We start from the raw sequence: 17,729 nt of genomic DNA, 5'->3' as shown, positions 1-17,729 counted from the left end.
ACTTGCGTTTCGCCAGCAACTTCATTACGGGCGAACGTCACCAACGTAGCACCACCCGGGGACCGGGAACACCCCCATTGCTACATCGATTTGTTATTTACCTCGGGCCCACCGGGCTTTCACGTGAATGCCCTGCTCAGAGGCCTGAGTAGGAGTGCAGACCGTTGAAGAACTGGTTCACGATGGTGAAGTTGAAGATGACACACAGGTAGCCGACGATCGAAAGCCAGGCCGCACGGGTGCCCGTCCAGCCGCGGGTTGCCCGGGCGTGCAGGTAGCCTGCGTAGACCACCCAGATGACGAACGTCCAGACTTCCTTGGTGTCCCAGCCCCAGAACCGGCCCCAGGCCTTCTCAGCCCAAATGGCGCCGAACATCAGCGTAAAGGTCCAGCCGATGAAGGCAATCGCGTTGATGCGGTAGGAGAGGTTCTCCAGGCTGAGCGCGGACGGCACCAGGCGCATGAAGCCGAGCTTGTCCGCGCCTCCGGCCGCCACGGTCTTCTGGCGGTGGGACTGCACCAGCTGCAGGGCGGACATGGCGAAGGTCAGCGTGAACAGCGCCGATGAGAGCACGGCGATGGAGACGTGGATGATCAGCCAGTAGCTCTGCAGGGCGGGAACCAAGTGTCCTACCGGCGTCCAGTACGCCACGGAGGCGGCGACCAGCATGATGATGGCCAGGCCCACCACGAAAGTGCCCAGGAAGCGGAGATCGCGGCGGATCAGCACCAGGAGGAATACCGCAATGGCCACGAAGGCGCCGGTGGTGAGGAACTCGTACATGTTGCCCCAGGGCACGCGTCCGGCGCCGAGGGCGCGGGTCACGACGCCGGCACCATGGATGAGCGCACCCAGGACTGTCAGGGCCACCGCCACCCGTGCGGGAGCGCGGCGTTCCGGGGCGTACTTCATGTCGGCGTCGGCGGTTGCAGCTCCCCCGGCCACTGCGGACTTCGCCGTGGACGACGACGGCCGTTCGGCCCGGTCCGCGGGCCCGGCCAGGTGGGACTCGCTGCGCGCCCCCGTCCCCGCAGCTACGGGAACCTTGGTGGCCTCTTCGGCCTGCGCGGCCTTGAGGTCGATGGCCCGCAGCGCTTTGCTGCTCTTGGCAAGGTCCCAGGCGAACGCGATGAAGGCGACGGTATATGTGCCTGCGGCCAGCAGCATAAAGAGCTCGCTGTACTGGCCCATGGTTTCGTTGATTCCAAACGGCATTACTGGTCCTTTTCGGGCCCTTGCGGGCCTGCTGGGGTTGGGGTGGGGGAAGATTTTGCAGCCTGGTCATCCGCCAGCTGCCACTCTTCGGAGAGCAGCTTCCGCAGGGCGGCTGCCTCCGCGGCCAGGCGGTGGTCCTCACCGCGGGCGAGGAGCCCGTATTCCACCATGGTGCGGCCGTCGTCGTGCGTGCCGGTGCGTACCCAGGCCCGGCGGCGGTTGACGTAGAGGGAGAGGATGAGGCCGGCAACGGCGAGGAGCGCGAAGACCAGGGCGTAGAGCTGTCCCGGGTTGTGGTGGATATCCACGCCGATATAGCGCTTTACGCCGTCAAAGCTGATGGTGCCCTTGCCGTCCGGCAGGGTGTAGGAGGTTCCGGGGGCGAGGGTGATGCCGCCGGCGTCGAGGTTCCTGGCGTTGAGCGGCGTCAGGTCCTGCACATCCAGTTCGAACACGTTCTGCGGGGCGCCGTCATTCAGGCCCAGGTCCCCGTAGTAGGAGTTGAGGGTCAGCTGCGGGTTGAAGAGTTCGGGGTCACCGCTGAAGGACACGCCGTCATTGGACACGAAGGCCGTGGGCAGGAAGAAGCCGGCGAAGCCCAGCTGGTCCGGCTTGGCATCGGGAACCTTGATCACCACGGAGGAGTAGTAGTTGTCCCCCTGCAGCTTGGCCACCACCGGGCCCTGCATGGCCACGTTCCCGTCGCCGTCGCGGATGGTCACCACGGGGGCGTAGCCGTTGCCGGTGAGGTAGATGCTGGTGCCGCCCAGGGTGATGGGATCGTTGACCTTCAGCGTTTCCTGCTTGGCCGGCGCGTCCGGGTTTTCCTTGGTGGTCACGGCAGCGGCGAAGTCGATGGGCTGGCCGAACTTGCCCTGGGACTCACGGTCGAAGGTGATGTCGAACTTGTCCAGCTGGACCGAGTACGGCTGCAGCTGGCCCGACTGGAAATTGGTGCCGGGGTTGAACTGGTCGTAGCCCACCAGGGTGTTCACGAAGGTGTCGCCCTCCACCAGGATGCGCTGGCCGCTGTAGCCGAACAGTCCGCCGACGGCCACCGACACCAGCACGCCGATCAGCGACGTGTGGAAGACGAGGTTGCCCACCTCCTTCAGGAAGCCGCGTTCGGCGCCCAAAGACGGCCGCGCGCCGTCGTCGTCCCGTACTTCAACGCGGTAGCCGCGCTTCTTCAGCAGCCCGGCGGCGCTGTGGATGGCATCCGACGCCGGAATGCCGGCGTCGGCGGGAATCACCAGCGTGCCGTACTCGGGAAGGCGGGAGAGCCGCTTGGGAGTCCGCGGCGGCTGGGAGCGCATCGCCTTGTAGTGGGCGATGGCGCGGGGCACCACGCAGCCGATCAGGGAGATGAACAGCAGGAGGTAGATCGCGGAGAACCAGGCCGAGGAGTACACGTCGTACAGCTGCAGGGAGTCCAGCAGCTTGCCGTAGTCCGGGTTGTCCTTGATGTACTGCGTGACCACGGACGGGTTGGCCGGGCGCTGCGGGAACAGTGACCCCGGGACGGCAGCCACCGCGAGGAGCAGCAGCAGGAACAGGGCCGTCCGCATGCTGGTCAGCTGGGTCCACGCCCAGCGCAGCATTTCCTTCGGCCCCAGGACCGGCAGCGCGGCGTCCGCCTTTGCCTCGGCCACTGTTGCGCCGGGACCGTTTCCACCGGCCGGTGCGGAAGACTTTTTCTTTACGTTCACACGCTCGCTCATCAGATTGGCAACTTCACGTCGGTTTGGAACCAGTACTGAAGCCCTGTCACCCAGGTTCCCCAGACGCCGCTGGCCATCAGCAGTCCGAGGACCACCAGGATGCCGCCGCCGGTGCGCTGGATGGCGAGGCGGTGCTTGCGGAAGAACGCCATCACGCCCATGCCCCGGCGCAGTGCCAGGGCGATCAGGAGGAACGGGATCCCCAGGCCCAGGCTGTAGACGAACGCCAGGAAGGCGCCCTTGGCGGCCGACGATCCGCCGGAGAGGCTTAGCAGCTGGACAGCTGAGTAGGTGGGACCGATGCACGGAGCCCAGCCCAACCCGAAGGTCAGGCCCAGCAACGGCGCACCCCACAGGCCCGCCGGCGGTTTGGCATGGATCTTGGCGTCGCGCTGGAGCCAGCTGAAGCCGCCCATGAACACCACGCCCATGATGATCACCAGGATGCCCAGGAGCTGGGTGATCCACGCGTTCTGCGAGCCGGTGATCAGGGTGCCCAGTTGCCCGAAGGCGCCGCCCAGCAGCACGAAGATCACGGAGAAGCCCAGGACGAACAGTCCGATGCCCACCAGCATGCGGCCGCGTTTCTGCTTCTGCAGGTCCACGCCGCTCAGCCCGGTCACGTATCCCAGGTAGCCGGGAACGAGTGGCAGGACGCAGGGCGAGAGGAAGGAGACCAGTCCGGCGAGCAGGGCCACCGGGATGGCAAGCAGGAGCGAGCCGTTCAGGATGGCTTCGGCGAAGGGGCTGTTCACGGTCCGGGCCCGCCGCTACTCTGCCACGGCGGCAGCGATAAGGGCTTTCAGGGTGCCCTTCTGGATCTCACCGAGGACGCGGGAAGCCACGCGTCCCTGCTTATCCAGGACCAGGGTGGTGGGGACGGCTCCCGGCGGAACCAGCCCGGACACGGACAGCAGGACCCCGCCGTCCTTGTCATCAAAGCTGGGGTAGGTCAGGTTGAAGGTCTTGTCGAAGGCCTCGGCGGTGGCTTTCTCGTCGCGGAGGTTGACGCCGAAGAACTGCACGCCCTGGTCCTTGAACTCCTGGTGGAGCTCCTCGAGGATGGGTGCCTCAACACGGCAGGGCGCGCAGGCAGCGAACCAGAAGTTCAGCACGGTTACCTTGCCCTGGAAATCGGCAGGGGCCACCGTGGTGCCGTTGAACAGGGTGCCGCTGACCTGGACGGGGGACTTGCGGTCCGCCGCAGCGAACTCGGTGACCGATCCGTCGCCGGCCACATAGTTTTTGTTGTCCCCGGCTTTGGCCTGCTGCGCCAGGGCATCCTCCTGGGCGCAGCCCGAGAGTCCCATGGTGAGCGCGGTCAGGGCCACTCCACCTGCAGCCAGGAGGCTGCGGCGGGAACTGACCGGCCCCTGGCCGGCACGGGTATTCCTGAAATTACTGTCGGTCACTACTAGGCTCCAGGGGTGCTGGCGGCACCGGGAAGAAGGGACGCCGCGGGCTCGCTGTACTGCACGCGCAGGAGGGTGCCGTCGTCGTCGAACACCAGGGACGTGATGGAGGTAAGGGTGCATTCCCGCTTCCGCGGGTCATGCCACAGGGGCTTGCCTTCGGCGCTCAGGCGGGTGGCCCAGATGGGAAGCTGGTGGCTGACCATGATCGCCTCCGGGCCGGCCGTTCCGAAGTCGCCGTTCGCCAAGTCGATGGCGCGGACGCGCGCTTCCTGCACCGCGTCCATCACCCGGGACGCCTGCTTCTTGTAGGGCTCGCCCCAGGAGGGCCGCAGGGGGTTGACCAGCATAGGCCAGTGCTTGGGCCGGCGAAGTTCCGCCTTGGTGACCTTCATGCCCTCGAAGTAGTTTTCAGCCTCGATGATCCGCGCATCGGTGTGGATTTCCAGGCGCAGGGCCTCGGCAGTGGGTGCGGCTGTTTCCTGCGCACGGTCCAGCGGCGATGCTGCCAGGTACGTGATCCTGGCACCGTTGGCAACGCGCTGGCGGAAGTGCTCCGCGAGCATACGGGCCATCTCCCGCCCCAGTTCGGAGAGGTGGAATTCGGGCAGCCTGCCATACAGGACGCCGTCGGGATTGTGTACCTCGCCATGGCGGAGCAGATGGACAGTGGCTTGGGGCATGTTTACCAGTTTCTCAAAGATGGCGTGCGATCCGAAATCTTCTACACCCAGTAGAACTGAAGTTTATGAAGAAATGTTCCGGGATCGGGAACAAAAGATGCAAATGCATGTTTATAGTAGATGCAGTAGTTAGTTGAGACTTCAACATATGAAGCTTCAACAGCAGGACCATCAACAGGCACGCACATACAAGGAGCATCATCATGGCACTTCCCGCAGACGTCACCACCGGCACCTGGACCCTCGACAACTCCCACAGCGAGATCGGCTTCACCGTCCGCCACGCGGGCATCAGCAAGGTCCGCGGCCAGTTCACCGAAGCCGCCGCCACCCTGGACCTCCCCGGTGACGTTGCCGACGCCAGGATCAGCGCCACCATCAACACCGCCAGCTTCGACTCCGGCGACGCCAACCGCGATGGCCACGTCAAGGGCGAGGACTTCTTCGACGTGGAGAAGTTCCCCGAAATCTCCTTCGTCTCCAACGGCCTCGTCGCCAAGGGCAACAGCTACGAACTGACCGGCGACCTCACCATCAAGGGCGTCACCCGCCCGGTCACCCTGGAAACCGAGTTCAACGGTGTAGCCGTTGACCCGTTCGGCAACACCCGGGCCGGTGTTTCCGCTGAAACCACCATCAGCCGCAAGGACTTCGGTCTCACCTGGAACGCAGTCCTCGAGACCGGCGGCGTCCTGGTCAGCGACAAGGTTGCCATCAACCTGGAACTGGCCTTCATCGCCCCCGCTGCGTAGTCATTACTTCCGCCGGAACCCCGGCACCGGCTTTCACGCCGGTGCCGGGGTTCCGTCTTTAATGGGGTCCGGCTTCAGTGGCGTCCGTCTTTACTGGCGTCCGTCGTCCCGGCCTGCGCACTGAAGCCGCAGTCCGCTGCGCAGGGGCAGTCCCCGCGGACCGAGCCTCGCCGTGGCGCCGCCCGGGCGGGACTACAGTGAACGCCATGAGCAACTCCCCCAGCGCCCGGCCCGGCGGTTTAGCCGCGCTGTTTTCACTGGCCGGCCGCCCCACGGAAATCAAGGTCTCGTTCTGGATCTGGTCCGCCGGCGGCATCCTGGGCGCCCTGGGCGGACTGCTGGGGATGCTTGCATCCCTGGTGCTCTTTGCTGCGGCACCCGCGGCAGCCGCAGCCGTGGTCACCCTGATGCTGCTGGCCTCCGCGGTGGGCGTTGCGCAGATGGTTTTCGCGGTAAAGATGAAGGCGGGACGGACGTGGGCACGGGTGGCCCTGACAGCCCTCGCCGCCGTCACGTTGGGCCTGGCCGTGATGAACATGCTGACCGGCATGGGCCAGGGTGGAAACTGGGCAGCCTTCCTGGTCAGCCTCGCGGCAACGGTCCTGATGTGGCTGCCCAATTCCCAGGCATGGTTTGCCGCCGGCCCGTCCCGGAATACCTCCGCAGAATGACCCACAACGCGGCGGCCCGGGGGTACGGTGGACTTAAGCCATGCTGGGGGCAGGCTACAGGACCGCTCCCGGCAGCCTCCCTGGAAACCGACATGCAGAAGGACCGCTCATGAGTACTCCTCCCGTCCCGCCTCCCGTACCCAATGACCCGCATTCCAATGGCTCACAGGGCGGCACCAACCAGCCCGGCAATAACCAGCCCGGTGACCAGTCCGGCGGGCAGCCCCGCTACGGCGAGAACGCGCCGCAGTACGGACAAAACGCTCCGCAGTATGGCCAGAACGCACCCCAGTACGGACAGAACCCGCCGCAGTACGGTTCCCAGCCGCCGTCGGCTCCGCAGTACGGCCAGAACGCACCCCAGTACGGCCAGCAGTTTGGCCAGAACCCGCCGCAGGCTCCCGGTTACGGACAGCAGCCGTTCGGCCAGTCCTCCTACGGCCAGTCGCCGTATGCCCAGTACCCCTCGGAACAGCCGCAGCCGTCGGGGAGCGCCGGCGTTCCTCAGCTGGTGAACATCTCCTTCTGGCTGCTGATCGCGTCAGCAGCGATCTTCGTGATTTCCCTGTTGACGGGCCTCACCCAGCTGGACGATCCGCTGTTCCGCCAAACGTTTGAGGACCAGATGGAGGCCGGTGGCGCCACCGGTGTCACCTACGAGGACATCAAGGGCGTCATTGCCGGCACCCTGGTGGTGTTCGCCATCCTGGGCGCCGGGCTGTACCTGCTGGTGGCCTTCTTTATCCGCAAGGGCAAGAACTGGGCCCGCATCCTGGGCACGGTGTTCGCCGCCCTGTCCATCTTCGGCCTCTTCGGACCGCCCTCGATCGGAACCCTCGGAACCCTGCTGGGGATCGCCGCCATCGTGCTGCTGTATCTTCCCGCCGCGGCTCCCTACTTCCGGAAGCAGCAGCCCTTCGCCAACCCGTACGGCGGCGGCATGGGCAACCCCTACGGCCGGTAGGCGCACATTTCCACACCTGCGGGCGTGGGTCCCGGAAACTGCTGAAATCTAGGCGGTCTGACCCGGGGCCTGCGCCCGCTGTGCGTGGTAGGCCAGGATCTGCAGTTCGGTGGCCATGTCCACCTTGCGGAGGTTGACGCCCTCCGGGACCTGGAGCATGACGGGGGCGAAACTCAGGACGCTGTGGACACCGGCCGCCACCACGCGGTCGCACACGTCCTGCGCCACGGCCGCCGGCAGTGCCAGCACCACCATGTTGGCTCCGGTGCGGTGCAGCACGGTTTCCAGGTCCGCGACGTCGCTCACCCGCAGCCAGCCCACCTCGTTGCCCACTACCATCTGGTCGGCGTCAAAGATCGCCACGACGTCGAAGCCCCGGGACTCGAAGCCGCCGTACCGGGCCAAGGCCTTGCCCAGGTTGCCGGCACCCACAATGGCGACTTTCCAGTCGTGCGTCAGGCCCAGGGCGGCGGCGATGTGGCGGCTGAGGTACTGCACCTCGTATCCCACGCCGCGCGTTCCGTAGGAGCCCACGTGGGAGAGATCCTTGCGCAGCGTGGACGAGCTCACTCCGGACGCTTCCGCGAGGGACTCGGAGGAGACACGCTCCACGCCGTCTGCAAGCAGCGTGTTGAGGGCACGGAGATAGAGCGTCAGCCGGGCCACCGCTGCGGGCGGGATCTGTTTGGCTGGCGTGCCCGTGGCGCCCGGAAGATCCGGAACCGCCTGGGGGGTTGAGTCCAGCGAAGTCACCAGCCCCTCCCTTGAGTCGCGTTGTGACTCCACTCTAGAGCCCCATCGCCGGTGCCAACAAAGCAGGCGTCATCACCGGAAACCGCTCCCCTTGTTTGCGCCCATACTTACTGAACCACTGCGCTTATTGGGCCATGGCGCGCTGGAGTACGCGTGCCAGCCGGGTTTCGTCGATTTTCCAGAAATCGCGCTGGACGCCATCCACCAGCACCACCGGGATTTCCTCGGCGTACCGTTCACGGAGCTCCGGCTGGTGGTCCACCCGTTCTTCGGTCCACTCCAGCCCCAAGGCAGCGGTAACCCGGCCGACGGCGAGGCGGGCCTCCTCGCAGAGGTGGCAGTCAGCTTTGGTGATGAGGACGACGCGCGGTGTTGCCATGGCTTAACCGTAGCCCCGTCCGCGGTGCCCGGCACGCCGACGGTTTCCATCCAGTGCATTGACTAGACTCAAGTCCATGCCCCAGGAGAAGTACGTCGCCGTAGTCACCAAGCCGGTTGCTGCGCCGCAGCCCGGCGAGGCGGCGTTCTTCGATGTGGACAATACCCTGATGCGCGGTGCCAGCCTCTTCCACGTGGCACGGAAAATGTATCAGCGGGGCGCCTTCACCATGGCCCAGGCCGCCGGCTTCGCGTGGAAGCAGTTCAAGTTCATGGCGCGGGGCGAGAACATCGACGACGTCCATGCAGTCCGGGACTCTGCCCTGACGCTCGCCGCGGGGATCACCGTTGACGACATCAAGGCTTTGGGCGAAGAAGTCTATGACGAGATGATCGCCTCCCGGATCTGGCCCGGCGCCAAGGCCCTCGCCGAACAGCACCTGCGGGTGGGCAGGCGCGTCTGGCTGGTGACGGCTACCCCCATCGAGGTGGCCACGGTGATTTCCACCCGGCTCGGACTGACCGGCGCGCTCGGCACTGTGGGGGAAATTTCGGAAGGCATGTACACCGGACGGCTGGTGGGCGACATCCTGCACGGTTCCGCCAAGGCCGTGGCAGTCCAGGGCATTGCCGACGCCGAGGACCTGGACCTCAAGCGCTGCTGGGCCTACAGCGATTCATACAACGACATCCCGCTGCTCAGCCTGGTGGGCCACCCGGTGGCCATTAACCCGGATGCCCGCCTCCGCCGGCACGCCCGCGACAACAACTGGCCCGTGTACGATTTCCGCGCCGGCCGCCGCGCAGCAACCTTCGGACTGAAGGCGGCCACGGCCGGCGGCGCCGTTTACGGCCTCTGGAAGGGCTTCGCAAGGATCCGCGGCCCGCGCGCGTAGGAATCCATCAGATCCTAAGCTTGTCCGCGAATCCGAACCGTGACGGTCAGGATCTGCGAACAAGGCCAGGAAGCTGCACCAGCAAAAATGAAATGCCCGCCGCCTGGAGGGCGACGGGCATTTCTACGCTGTTCGAAGTATCTCTACTTCTTATTGCGGCGCTGGTGACGGGTCTTGCGAAGCAGCTTGCGGTGCTTCTTCTTGGCCATACGCTTGCGACGCTTCTTGATAACTGAACCCACGAAAGTTCCTTACAAACTAGATGCAGTACCTGTCTGATGGAAATTGTTCGTGGACAGAGCTACGAACTGAACAACTGACAGATTCTTACAATGACGTAAAACGTTCCTTAACAGGGTACCGCTTATCGGGAGGGGCTACTGACAGCGGGGCTCCCACCGGCTCAAATACAGCGCATTGCGACGGAAAGAGTGCGTCACGCGGTCTCGGTGTGGCCGTCCACAACAGCACCTTTGAGGTACTGCTCCACGGCATTCTCCGGAACCCGGTACGAGCGGCCGAAGCGTACAGCGGGCATTTCACCGGAGTGGACCAGCCGGTACACGGTCATTTTGGAGACGCGCATGACCTGGGCTACTTCAGCCACGGTCAGGAACTTCGCGTTGGAGAAGTTCTGTTCTGACGACATTTCCCTATTCCTTTGCTGACGGATGGACAACAGTGACCCCAGGTACATGCCAATGCGGTGTTCCGATGCTGAGCCATCCACCAACCACCTACCTAGATACTCTAGATGTTCCTGTGGCAGATGTGAAAGTAGTCCGCTCCCCTATTTGGCTCCCCTACTTCACTGCGCGGCGCTTGCGTGCGGACGCCGCCAGCTGGTCCAGCACGGAGACCGAGACGTCCCATTCCATGCATGCGTCCGTGACGCTTTGGCCGTAGACGAGTTCCGCGCGGCCGGCTGCGTTCTCGGCGACGTCCAGGTTCTGGGCGCCGCCCACCAGGAAGCTTTCCAGCATGACGCCGGCAATCGCCTGCGCGGACGTGCCGCCATCCTCGAGCTGGGCGCCGATTTCCAGTGCCACCTCAGCCTGCCGGTGGTGGCTCTTGCCGCTGTTGGCGTGGCTGGCGTCCACGATCACCCGCGGGTTGAGGTGCTTGCCGGCCAGCTTGGCCGAAGCAGCCTCGACGTCGGCCGCGGAGTAGTTGGGCCCCTTGCGTCCGCCGCGGAGGATCACGTGCGTGTCTGGGTTCCCGGCGGTGGCCACCAGCGCCGCCCTGCCGTCGCCGTCGATGCCGAAGAAGGCCTGGGCTGCCCCGGCGGCACCGCAGGCATCGATGGCAACCTGCAGGTCGCCGTCGGTCCCGTTCTTGAATCCGATGGGCATGGACACGCCCGAGGCGAGCTGCCGGTGGATCTGGCTTTCCGTGGTGCGGGCCCCGATGGCGCCCCAGGAGATCAGGTCCGCCATGTACTGCGGACTGATCGGCTCCAGGAATTCGGTGGCGGTGGGCAGTCCCAGGGCCGTGACCTGCTGCAGGAAGTGCCGGGCGGTCCGGAGGCCGGTGACCATGTCGTGGCTACCGTCCAGGCGGGGGTCGTTGATCAGGCCCTTCCAGCCGACCGTGGTGCGGGGCTTTTCGAAGTAGGTCCGCATCACGATGAGCAGGTCTTCCTTGTGCTTTTCGGCCTGGCTGACCAGCCTGCGGGCGTATTCCAGCCCGGCCTTGGGGTCGTGGATGGAGCACGGCCCCACGATGACCAGCAGGCGGTCGTCCACCCCGTCCATGATGGCGCGGACTTCATCGCGTCCGCGTTCGACGACGTCCGTCACCCGGGCGTCCAGCGGCAGTTGGGCGATGAGTTCAGAGGGCGTGGGAAGCGCGGTGAATTCGCTGACGCGCAGGTTCGAGGTCGTTTTTGCGGCGGCGGTGCTGGTTGCTGATGCTGTTGCGGTGCTCATGGTGGGTCCTGTTCCAGATGGGAAGCGGGCCCAGTTCAGAACCCGCCGGAGAAACGGCGAAGGGCAGAGAATGATCTCTGCCCTGTTGGCTCTGAAGGAAAGTTGGATGCGTGTCAGTTAGACGCGGGCCCCTCCAGAGCCAACGAAAAATACGCATACCAACGGTTAGTCATGCCTCAGACCATAGCCGCGGTTTGTCACCCCGCGCAAACCGCGTTCGTCACATGACTTTTTTCTGACGCCGCCGGCCGCCCACGGGCCGCCCGCTACCGGCTCGACTGCAGGCCGGCCACCAGCTCGGCGTGCCTCTTATCCGTCAGGCGGTACCAGTACATGATTCCGGCGGCGGCCAGCACCAGGGCTGCAGGCAGCAGCCCGGCAGCGGCGCGGATGGCTAGGACGGCGGTTTCGGCCTGCTCCGGCGCCGCGGACGAGTATCCGCCCCAGGCCAGCGAGAAAGCCACCACCCCGCCGCCGAACCCCATCCCCAGCTTCCGGGTGGCGGCCAGGAGGGCGTAGTTGATGCCCTGTACCCGGACACCGGTTTTCCACTCGCCGTATTCAACGGTGTCCGCGATGAGCGCCCAGGTGAGGATGCTGACCGAAGCAGACGAAAGCATTGCCAGCACAAGGCCCGTTACCGCAAGCCAGGGCAGCCCCGCCGGAGCGAGGAAAACAATCAGTCCGCCTGCCGCCCCGGCGCAGCCGCCGGCCGTGTAGGCAGCCCGTTTGCCCCAGCGTGCCACGAGGCGCGGCATAACGACGGCAAGTGTCAGGGTGATTGCCACCTGCGCGGCGGCCATGACGGGAAACAGGTCCACCCGGGAGAGGACATCCCGCAGGTAGAAGAACTGTGCGGCGCCCGTGGCTGACGTGCCGGTGACGAAGAGGACGGAGCTGATGCAGAGGACCACGAGCGGCGAGTTGGCCTTCAGCGCGTCCGTGCTTTGGCGCAGGGTGATTTTGGGGACGCGGCCGCCGATCTGTTCCCGGCAGGCAACAGCCGTGAACAGATAGAGGGCGGACCCCACGGCGGCAAAAACCAGTGTCATCACGGTGAAGATCTGCTGCATGTCCCCGCCGGCGCCCAGCAGGGGGGCGATGAAGAAACCCAGGGTTGCCCCCACTGACAGGCCGCCGATGGTCCGGGCGCCGCCCAGCCGGGCACGCTCCCGGGGGTCCTGGGTCATGGCCCCCACCAGGCAGCCGTAAGGTACATTGACCAGGCTGTAGGCCAGGCAGACCAGCCCATAGGTGCAGTAGGCGTACAGCAGCTTCGAAGACGCGTCCACGTCCGGAACGTGGAACACCGCAGCGCCCAGCAGGAGCGGAACGAAGCCGAACATCAGGAAGGGGCGGAACTTGCCCCACCGCTTGCTCTGCACCCGGTCCACAATGCGGCCGGCGGCAATGTCGGTAAACGCATTGAACACCCGCGCCACCACCAGCAGCGTTCCTGCCGCCGCCGCCGCGATGCCGGCCACATCCGTGTAGTAGACGAGCAGGAACATGTTCGCTGTACTGATGATCATGCTGTTGGCTGCGTCGCCGGCGCCGTAGCCAACAACGCTGAGCCTACTGAGTTTCTTCATTGGTTCCTTGTTTGCCTGGACTCGGAAACCGTTTTCTCGAGTCCACAGAAGGAATTTACCCCAATATTTTGCGGAGAAACAGCAGCTGCCGGATCCAGTGGTGCTCCTGGCCGCCTTCGTGGTTGTTGAACCGGTACACCTCGATGTCCTTCGCGGCGCCGCTGGGAGCGGAACCCGCCGCCCCGGAGCCGTAGGCGTTGAAGCTGGCAAAAACGGTGGACGGCGGGCAGATATCGTCCATCTGGGCTGCCGAATACAACGCCGGTGCCGTCGCCAGGCGCGCCAGGTTGACGCCGTCGAAGTAGCGAAGGACCTCAAGCACGGGCTCGTAGCGGTCCCGGTGGCGCGCCAGGAACTGGGCGATCTCCGGGTAGGGGCCGCGCGGGGTGATGTCGATGGCGCGGGGGAAGTCCTGCAGGAACGGAACATCCGGCAGCGCGGCGATGACGCCGTCGAGCCGTCCTGCCGCCAGCCCTGCAGTAGCAACCACGATGCCGCCGCCCTGGCTGACACCGGCCAGCACCACCTTCTCAGGATCGACGCCGGGGTGCGCCTGCGCGGCCTCCACCGCGCGGAACGCGTCCACGTACACCCGGCGGTAGTAGTAGTCTTCCCGGCTTGCGATGCCCCTGGTCATCAGGCCTGCGTGGGCCACGCCGCCGGCGGAGGGGTGCGGGTCGGGCGTCTCACCCAGGGTTCCGCCGTAGCCCTGGCCGCGGGTGTCCATGATGAAGTGCGCGTACCCGGCCTGGGCCCACCGGGTGTCCTGGTTGACCAGGCCGCGGCCGCCCGAGTATCCGACATAGTGGACCACCACGGGCAGCCTGGCCCCGGCTTCCCGGTGCGCGGGGAGGTGCAGCCAGCCCTTGACGGGGGCGCCGCCGTAGCCGGAGAACGTCACGTCGAAGGTGTCGATGACGGAGAGGTAGTTCTCTGCCGGTTCAAAGGACGCATTCAACGGAAAGGCCCGCGCTTCGGCAATGGTGGCGTCCCAGAAGGCAGTGAAGTCGGCGGGCGCCGTCACGTCCGAGGTGTAGCTGCGCAGCTGGGCCAGGGGAAGGTCGAAGAGTGGCATGGGCTAACCGGTCCTGTCAGGTAGTTGGCATGGTCTACGGCCCTGCTTACAGGCCGGCGAGACGCTTCTCGAAGATCTTAGGGGCCGCCGCACAGTCCCTGCATGGACGCATGACGCCACGTTCAGGAACGTGGCGTCATGCGTCCGCACGTTGCGGATCTTTGCTGCGCAGGACCTACAGGCGCGACAGCTCCGGCGTGAACGCCTGCAGCTGATGTGACCGCACCACCAGGCTCCGCAGCTCGGTCAGTCCGCCGGACACCGCACCGGCCGCCCGGGCCTGCACCAGGACGTTGCCCAGGGCAGTGGCTTCCACCGGTCCTGCAATCACCTTCTTGCCGGTCACGTCCGCGGTGAGCTGGCAAAGCAGCCGGTTCTGGGAGCCGCCGCCCACCACATGCACCACGTCCACGGAGCGGTCGGCCAGGCGTTCGGCGTCACGGATGGTGCGTGCGTAGCCGGTGGCGAGGCTGTCCATGATGCAGCGGGTGATGGCTGCCGGATCGTTCGGCAGCACCTCGCCCGTGCGGCGGACGGCTGCCCGGATCCGGTCCGGCATGTTGTCCGGCGCAATGAAGTAGGGATCGTCGGGGTTGATCTGGGGTCCGCCCGGGGGCAGCGCGGCGGCCGCTTCCAGCAAAGCCGGAAGCTCCGGCTGGAATCCTTCGGCGGCCCAGGTGCGCTGGCACTCGGACAGGAGCCACAGTCCGCCCATGTTGCGCAGGTAGCGGATGGTGCCGTCCACGCCGCGTTCGTTGGTGAAGTTCGCTTCCCGGCTGGACTCGGTGAGGACAGGGTGCTTCAGCTCCAGCCCCACCAGGGACCAGGTGCCTGAGGAGATGTACGCGAAGTCCTCTTCCTGCGCCGGGACGGCGGCGACGGCGGAGGCGGTGTCGTGCGAGCCGACGGCCACTACCGCCGTATCCTGCGGGAGCCCCACCCGGGACGCGATCTCCGGCAGGAGGGTCCCGAAGGATTCGCCGGGCTGGATCAGCGGCGGGAACAGGTCCTTCCGCAGGCCCAGGGCGGTGAGGAACTCGGTGGCCCACTCCCCCGCGACGGCGTCGAACAGCCCGGTGGTGGAGGCGTTGGTGGCCTCGGTCCGGCGCTGCCCGGTCAGGAGGAACGCGATCAGGTCCGGGATGAGGAGGGCCTGGAGGCCGTCCAGGTCCTGCTCGGTGGCGAGCTGGTAGATGGTGTTGAACTGCAGGAACTGCAGTCCGGTGGTGCCGTAGAGCCGTGCCGGGTCCAGTTTCCGGTGCACGGGCTCGACGGCGGCCCGGCTGCGGTCATCCCGGTAACTGAACGGCTGGGCCGTCAGCTTTCCGCCGGCGTCAACCAGGCCGTAGTCCACGGCCCAGGTGTCGATGCCGATGCTGGCTACCTGCTCGCCCTGGGCTGCGGCGACGGTTGCAGCGGCCCGGAGCCCCTCAAGCACCTCCGCGAAGAGCGCGTCGAAGTTCCAGCGGAGGCCGCCGTCGATCTCCGCAACACCGTTGGGAAAGCGGTGGACCACCTCGAGCTGCACAGCCGCTTCCGTCGCGGCGACACCGGCAGCCACCCGGCCGAGGATGACCCGGCCGGAGGAGGCGCCGATGTCGACGGCGGCGAACACCTTGCCGCCGTCGACACCCTGAACCTGCCCGCTCATCGCAGGAAGGCTGCGGCCACTCCGGCGTCCACGGGGATGTGCAGGCCGGTGGTGTGGGACAGTTCGTTGCTGGTGAGCACGGCGGCGGCGTTGGCCACGTGCTCGGGCAGGACTTCGCGCTTGAGCAGGGTGCGCTGGGCGTAGTACTCGCCCAGTTTCTCCTCGTCCACGCCGTACACTGCGGCGCGCTTGGCGCCCCAGCCGCCGGCGAAGATGCCGGAGCCGCGGACCACGCCGTCGGGGTTGATGCCGTTGACGCGGATGCCGTACTCGCCCAGTTCGGCCGCGAGCAGGCGCACCTGGTGGGCCTGGTCTGCCTTGGTGGCCGAGTAGGCAATGTTGTTGGGGCCGGCGAACACGGAGTTCTTCGAGGAGATGTAGATGATGTCCCCGCCCAGGCCCTGCGCGATCATCACCTTGGCGGCGGCCTTGGCCACCAGGAACGAGCCCTTGGCCATGACGTTGTGCTGCAGGTCCCAGTCCTTCTCGGTGGTTTCCAGCAGCGGCTTGGAGATGGACAGGCCGGCGTTGTTGACCACCAGGTCCACGCCGCCGAATGCCAGGACGGCGGCGTCGATGGCGGCGGCCACCTGGGCTTCGTCCGTGACGTCGGCCTGGACACCGATGGCGACGTCCGGGCCGCCGAGCTCTTCGGCCACCTTTTCGGCGTTCTCGAGGTTCAGGTCGGCGATGACCACGCACGCGCCTTCCGCGGCGAGGCGGGTGGCGATGGCCTTGCCGATGCCGGAGGCGGCGCCGGTGACCAGCGCGATGCGGGTGGCGTGGGACTTGGGCTTGGGCATCCGGGCAAGTTTGGCTTCCTCCAGCGCCCAGTACTCGATCCGGAACTTCTCGGATTCCTCGATCGGGGCGTAGGTGGAGATGGCCTCCGCGCCGCGCATCACGTTGATGGCGTTGATGTAGAACTCGCCGGCAACGCGGGCGGTCTGCTTGTTGGCGCCAAAGGAGAACATGCCCACCCCGGGCACCAGCACAATGGCCGGGTCAGCGCCGCGCAGGGCCGGGCTGTCCTGGTCTGCGTGGCGGTCGTAGTAGGCCTGGTAATCCTCGCGGTAGTCCGCGTGGAGCTCGTGCAGCCGGGCGATGGAGTCCTCGATCGAGGCGTCGGCGGGCAGGTCCAGGATCAGGGGCTTGACCTTGGTGCGCAGGAAGTGGTCCGGGCAGGAGGTGCCCAGGGCGCCCAGGCGCGGGTGCTCGGCGGCTTCGAGGAAGTCCAGGACGACGGCGTCATCGCTGAAGTGCCCCAGCTGCGGCTTGTCCGTGGAGGCCAGGCCGCGGATCACGGGTGCCAGCGCTGCCGCCTTGGCGCGCCGCTCTGCCTCCGGCAGGGCTGCGTAGCCGGGCAGCTTGGGCCCGAAGGGTTCTGCCTTGCCGTTGTCCCGGATGTACTTCTCGGCCTGTTCGATGATCCACAGGGAGTTCCGCTCGGCCTCTTCGCTGGTGGCGCCCCAGGCGGTGATGCCGTGCCCGCCCAGGATGGTGCCGATGGCCTGCGGGTTGGCTTCCTTGATCGCGGCGATGTCCAGGCCCAGCTGGAACCCGGGGCGGCGCCAGGGCACCCAGACAACCTTGTTGCCGAAGATCTTGGTGGTCAGCGCCTCGCCGTCCATCGCGGTGGCGATGGCGATGCCGGAGTCCGGGTGCAGGTGGTCCACGTGCGCGGCGTCCACCAGCCCGTGCATGGCGGTATCGATCGAGGGAGCGGCGCCGCCCTTGCCGTGCAGGCAGTACTCGAAGGCTGCCACCATCTCGTCTTCACGCTCGACGCCCGGGTAGACGTTCTTCAGCGCGTTCAGGCGGTCCAGCCGAAGGACGGCAAGGTTTTCGGCCTTCAGGGTGCCGAGGTCCCCGCCGGAGCCCTTGACCCACAGCAGCTGGACATCCTCGCCCGTGACCGGGTCCTTTTCGGTGCCCTTCGCGGAGGTGTTGCCGCCGGCAAAGTTGGTGTTCCGCTTGTCCGCGCCCAGGCGGTTGGAACGGGAGATCAGGTCTTCAACAGTCTTGTTGCTCATGCTG

At 66.2% G+C, this 17,729-nt stretch carries 18 protein-coding genes; 4 read left to right on the top strand and 14 right to left on the bottom strand.

Annotated elements, in window-relative coordinates; genetic code table 11:
* Nucleotides 1-136: 136 nt before the first annotated feature.
* The 5 genes from ccsB to AC5RWA_RS01405 form a co-directional block, all read right to left on the bottom strand.
* Entirely contained in the window at nucleotides 137-1,216 is a 1,080-nt protein-coding gene (gene ccsB, locus AC5RWA_RS01425; protein WP_494056252.1) for a c-type cytochrome biogenesis protein CcsB, read from the bottom strand.
* Nucleotides 1,216-2,937 carry a cytochrome c biogenesis protein ResB gene (gene resB, locus AC5RWA_RS01420; protein ID WP_494056251.1) on the bottom strand — a complete coding sequence of 574 codons (1,722 nt, stop codon included), beginning with the start codon at nucleotides 2,935-2,937 and terminating at the stop codon, nucleotides 1,216-1,218. The genes ccsB and resB overlap by 1 nt, the downstream gene beginning before the upstream one ends.
* On the bottom strand, nucleotides 2,937-3,692 hold the full coding sequence (locus tag AC5RWA_RS01415) for a cytochrome c biogenesis CcdA family protein (protein WP_079597504.1): 756 nt from the start codon (nucleotides 3,690-3,692) through the stop codon (nucleotides 2,937-2,939). Before AC5RWA_RS01415 ends, resB begins: the two co-directional genes overlap by 1 nt.
* Before the next feature lie 15 nt (nucleotides 3,693-3,707).
* The gene (locus tag AC5RWA_RS01410) at nucleotides 3,708-4,247 is read right to left on the bottom strand and encodes a TlpA family protein disulfide reductase (protein ID WP_079597606.1); all 540 of its coding nucleotides are present in this window, start codon (nucleotides 4,245-4,247) and stop codon (nucleotides 3,708-3,710) included.
* 104 nt (nucleotides 4,248-4,351) lie between these two features.
* The gene (locus tag AC5RWA_RS01405) at nucleotides 4,352-5,032 is read right to left on the bottom strand and encodes a histidine phosphatase family protein (RefSeq protein WP_494056250.1); all 681 of its coding nucleotides are present in this window, start codon (nucleotides 5,030-5,032) and stop codon (nucleotides 4,352-4,354) included.
* Nucleotides 5,033-5,235: 203 nt separating this feature from the next.
* Between AC5RWA_RS01405 and AC5RWA_RS01400 the strand changes: the two genes are divergently transcribed.
* The 3 genes from AC5RWA_RS01400 (at nucleotide 5,236) to AC5RWA_RS01390 (ending at nucleotide 7,419) form a co-directional block, all read left to right on the top strand.
* The gene (locus AC5RWA_RS01400) at nucleotides 5,236-5,784 is read left to right on the top strand and encodes a YceI family protein (RefSeq protein WP_079597506.1); all 549 of its coding nucleotides are present in this window, start codon (nucleotides 5,236-5,238) and stop codon (nucleotides 5,782-5,784) included.
* Nucleotides 5,785-5,990: 206 nt separating this feature from the next.
* Entirely contained in the window at nucleotides 5,991-6,455 is a 465-nt protein-coding gene (locus AC5RWA_RS01395; protein WP_494056249.1) for a hypothetical protein, read from the top strand.
* A 109-nt stretch (nucleotides 6,456-6,564) separates the two neighbouring features.
* The gene (locus AC5RWA_RS01390; protein ID WP_275730933.1) at nucleotides 6,565-7,419 is read left to right on the top strand and encodes a hypothetical protein; all 855 of its coding nucleotides are present in this window, start codon (nucleotides 6,565-6,567) and stop codon (nucleotides 7,417-7,419) included.
* A gap of 48 nt (nucleotides 7,420-7,467) precedes the next feature.
* Here AC5RWA_RS01390 and AC5RWA_RS01385 read toward each other — a convergent pair whose 3' ends face one another.
* Together AC5RWA_RS01385 and AC5RWA_RS01380 are read right to left on the bottom strand one after the other, a co-directional pair.
* On the bottom strand, nucleotides 7,468-8,172 hold the full coding sequence (locus AC5RWA_RS01385) for a redox-sensing transcriptional repressor Rex (protein WP_079597509.1): 705 nt from the start codon (nucleotides 8,170-8,172) through the stop codon (nucleotides 7,468-7,470).
* A 124-nt stretch (nucleotides 8,173-8,296) separates the two neighbouring features.
* Nucleotides 8,297-8,551 carry a glutaredoxin family protein gene (locus AC5RWA_RS01380; protein WP_494056248.1) on the bottom strand — a complete coding sequence of 85 codons (255 nt, stop codon included), beginning with the start codon at nucleotides 8,549-8,551 and terminating at the stop codon, nucleotides 8,297-8,299.
* 76 nt (nucleotides 8,552-8,627) lie between these two features.
* On the opposite strand from AC5RWA_RS01380, the gene AC5RWA_RS01375 reads away from it, so the two are divergent.
* On the top strand, nucleotides 8,628-9,446 hold the full coding sequence (locus AC5RWA_RS01375; RefSeq protein ID WP_079597511.1) for an HAD family hydrolase: 819 nt from the start codon (nucleotides 8,628-8,630) through the stop codon (nucleotides 9,444-9,446).
* A 143-nt stretch (nucleotides 9,447-9,589) separates the two neighbouring features.
* Here the strand turns inward: AC5RWA_RS01375 and AC5RWA_RS01370 are convergent, their stop codons facing one another.
* The 7 genes from AC5RWA_RS01370 to AC5RWA_RS01340 all read right to left on the bottom strand — a co-directional run bounded on the left by AC5RWA_RS01370 (nucleotide 9,590) and on the right by AC5RWA_RS01340 (nucleotide 17,725).
* Nucleotides 9,590-9,688, bottom strand: coding sequence for a 30S ribosomal protein bS22 (locus AC5RWA_RS01370; RefSeq protein WP_003792170.1), 99 nt, complete (start codon nucleotides 9,686-9,688; stop codon nucleotides 9,590-9,592).
* A gap of 194 nt (nucleotides 9,689-9,882) precedes the next feature.
* On the bottom strand, nucleotides 9,883-10,095 hold the full coding sequence (locus tag AC5RWA_RS01365; protein WP_079597512.1) for a helix-turn-helix domain-containing protein: 213 nt from the start codon (nucleotides 10,093-10,095) through the stop codon (nucleotides 9,883-9,885).
* 154 nt (nucleotides 10,096-10,249) lie between these two features.
* On the bottom strand, nucleotides 10,250-11,374 hold the full coding sequence (locus AC5RWA_RS01360) for a 3-deoxy-7-phosphoheptulonate synthase (RefSeq protein ID WP_494056247.1): 1,125 nt from the start codon (nucleotides 11,372-11,374) through the stop codon (nucleotides 10,250-10,252).
* A 266-nt stretch (nucleotides 11,375-11,640) separates the two neighbouring features.
* Nucleotides 11,641-12,966 (bottom strand): glycoside-pentoside-hexuronide (GPH):cation symporter, encoded by a 1,326-nt coding sequence (locus AC5RWA_RS01355; RefSeq protein WP_494056246.1) that lies wholly within the window; start codon nucleotides 12,964-12,966, stop codon nucleotides 11,641-11,643.
* A 55-nt stretch (nucleotides 12,967-13,021) separates the two neighbouring features.
* A complete protein-coding gene (locus AC5RWA_RS01350; RefSeq protein WP_494056245.1) occupies nucleotides 13,022-14,041 on the bottom strand; it encodes an acetylxylan esterase in 1,020 nt (339 codons plus the stop codon).
* Between the two features lie 175 nt (nucleotides 14,042-14,216).
* Nucleotides 14,217-15,692 carry a rhamnulokinase gene (locus AC5RWA_RS01345; protein WP_494056244.1) on the bottom strand — a complete coding sequence of 492 codons (1,476 nt, stop codon included), beginning with the start codon at nucleotides 15,690-15,692 and terminating at the stop codon, nucleotides 14,217-14,219.
* Nucleotides 15,689-17,725, bottom strand: coding sequence for a bifunctional aldolase/short-chain dehydrogenase (locus tag AC5RWA_RS01340; RefSeq protein WP_494056243.1), 2,037 nt, complete (start codon nucleotides 17,723-17,725; stop codon nucleotides 15,689-15,691). Before AC5RWA_RS01340 ends, AC5RWA_RS01345 begins: the two co-directional genes overlap by 4 nt.
* Nucleotides 17,726-17,729: the final 4 nt, after the last annotated feature.

Source organism: Arthrobacter sp. 210 2, assembly GCF_059093025.1.
This window is presented reverse-complemented; position numbering and strand designations above follow the sequence as displayed.

Bases quoted from the DNA above. Each gene is read 5' to 3' on its own strand.
- AC5RWA_RS01360 (WP_494056247.1), bottom strand. From the start codon at position 11,374: ATGAGCACCGCAACAGCATCAGCAACCAGCACCGCCGCCGCAAAAACG.
- AC5RWA_RS01410 (WP_079597606.1), bottom strand. From the start codon at position 4,247: ATGGGACTCTCGGGCTGCGCCCAGGAGGATGCCCTGGCGCAGCAGGCC.
- AC5RWA_RS01390 (WP_275730933.1), top strand. From the start codon at position 6,565: ATGAGTACTCCTCCCGTCCCGCCTCCCGTACCCAATGACCCGCATTCC.
- AC5RWA_RS01375 (WP_079597511.1), top strand. From the start codon at position 8,628: ATGCCCCAGGAGAAGTACGTCGCCGTAGTCACCAAGCCGGTTGCTGCG.
- AC5RWA_RS01345 (WP_494056244.1), bottom strand. From the start codon at position 15,692: ATGAGCGGGCAGGTTCAGGGTGTCGACGGCGGCAAGGTGTTCGCCGCC.
- AC5RWA_RS01365 (WP_079597512.1), bottom strand. From the start codon at position 10,095: ATGTCGTCAGAACAGAACTTCTCCAACGCGAAGTTCCTGACCGTGGCT.
- AC5RWA_RS01355 (WP_494056246.1), bottom strand. From the start codon at position 12,966: ATGAAGAAACTCAGTAGGCTCAGCGTTGTTGGCTACGGCGCCGGCGAC.
- ccsB (WP_494056252.1), bottom strand. From the start codon at position 1,216: ATGCCGTTTGGAATCAACGAAACCATGGGCCAGTACAGCGAGCTCTTT.
- AC5RWA_RS01340 (WP_494056243.1), bottom strand. From the start codon at position 17,725: ATGAGCAACAAGACTGTTGAAGACCTGATCTCCCGTTCCAACCGCCTG.
- AC5RWA_RS01395 (WP_494056249.1), top strand. From the start codon at position 5,991: ATGAGCAACTCCCCCAGCGCCCGGCCCGGCGGTTTAGCCGCGCTGTTT.
- resB (WP_494056251.1), bottom strand. From the start codon at position 2,937: ATGAGCGAGCGTGTGAACGTAAAGAAAAAGTCTTCCGCACCGGCCGGT.
- AC5RWA_RS01400 (WP_079597506.1), top strand. From the start codon at position 5,236: ATGGCACTTCCCGCAGACGTCACCACCGGCACCTGGACCCTCGACAAC.
- AC5RWA_RS01405 (WP_494056250.1), bottom strand. From the start codon at position 5,032: ATGCCCCAAGCCACTGTCCATCTGCTCCGCCATGGCGAGGTACACAAT.
- AC5RWA_RS01380 (WP_494056248.1), bottom strand. From the start codon at position 8,551: ATGGCAACACCGCGCGTCGTCCTCATCACCAAAGCTGACTGCCACCTC.
- AC5RWA_RS01350 (WP_494056245.1), bottom strand. From the start codon at position 14,041: ATGCCACTCTTCGACCTTCCCCTGGCCCAGCTGCGCAGCTACACCTCG.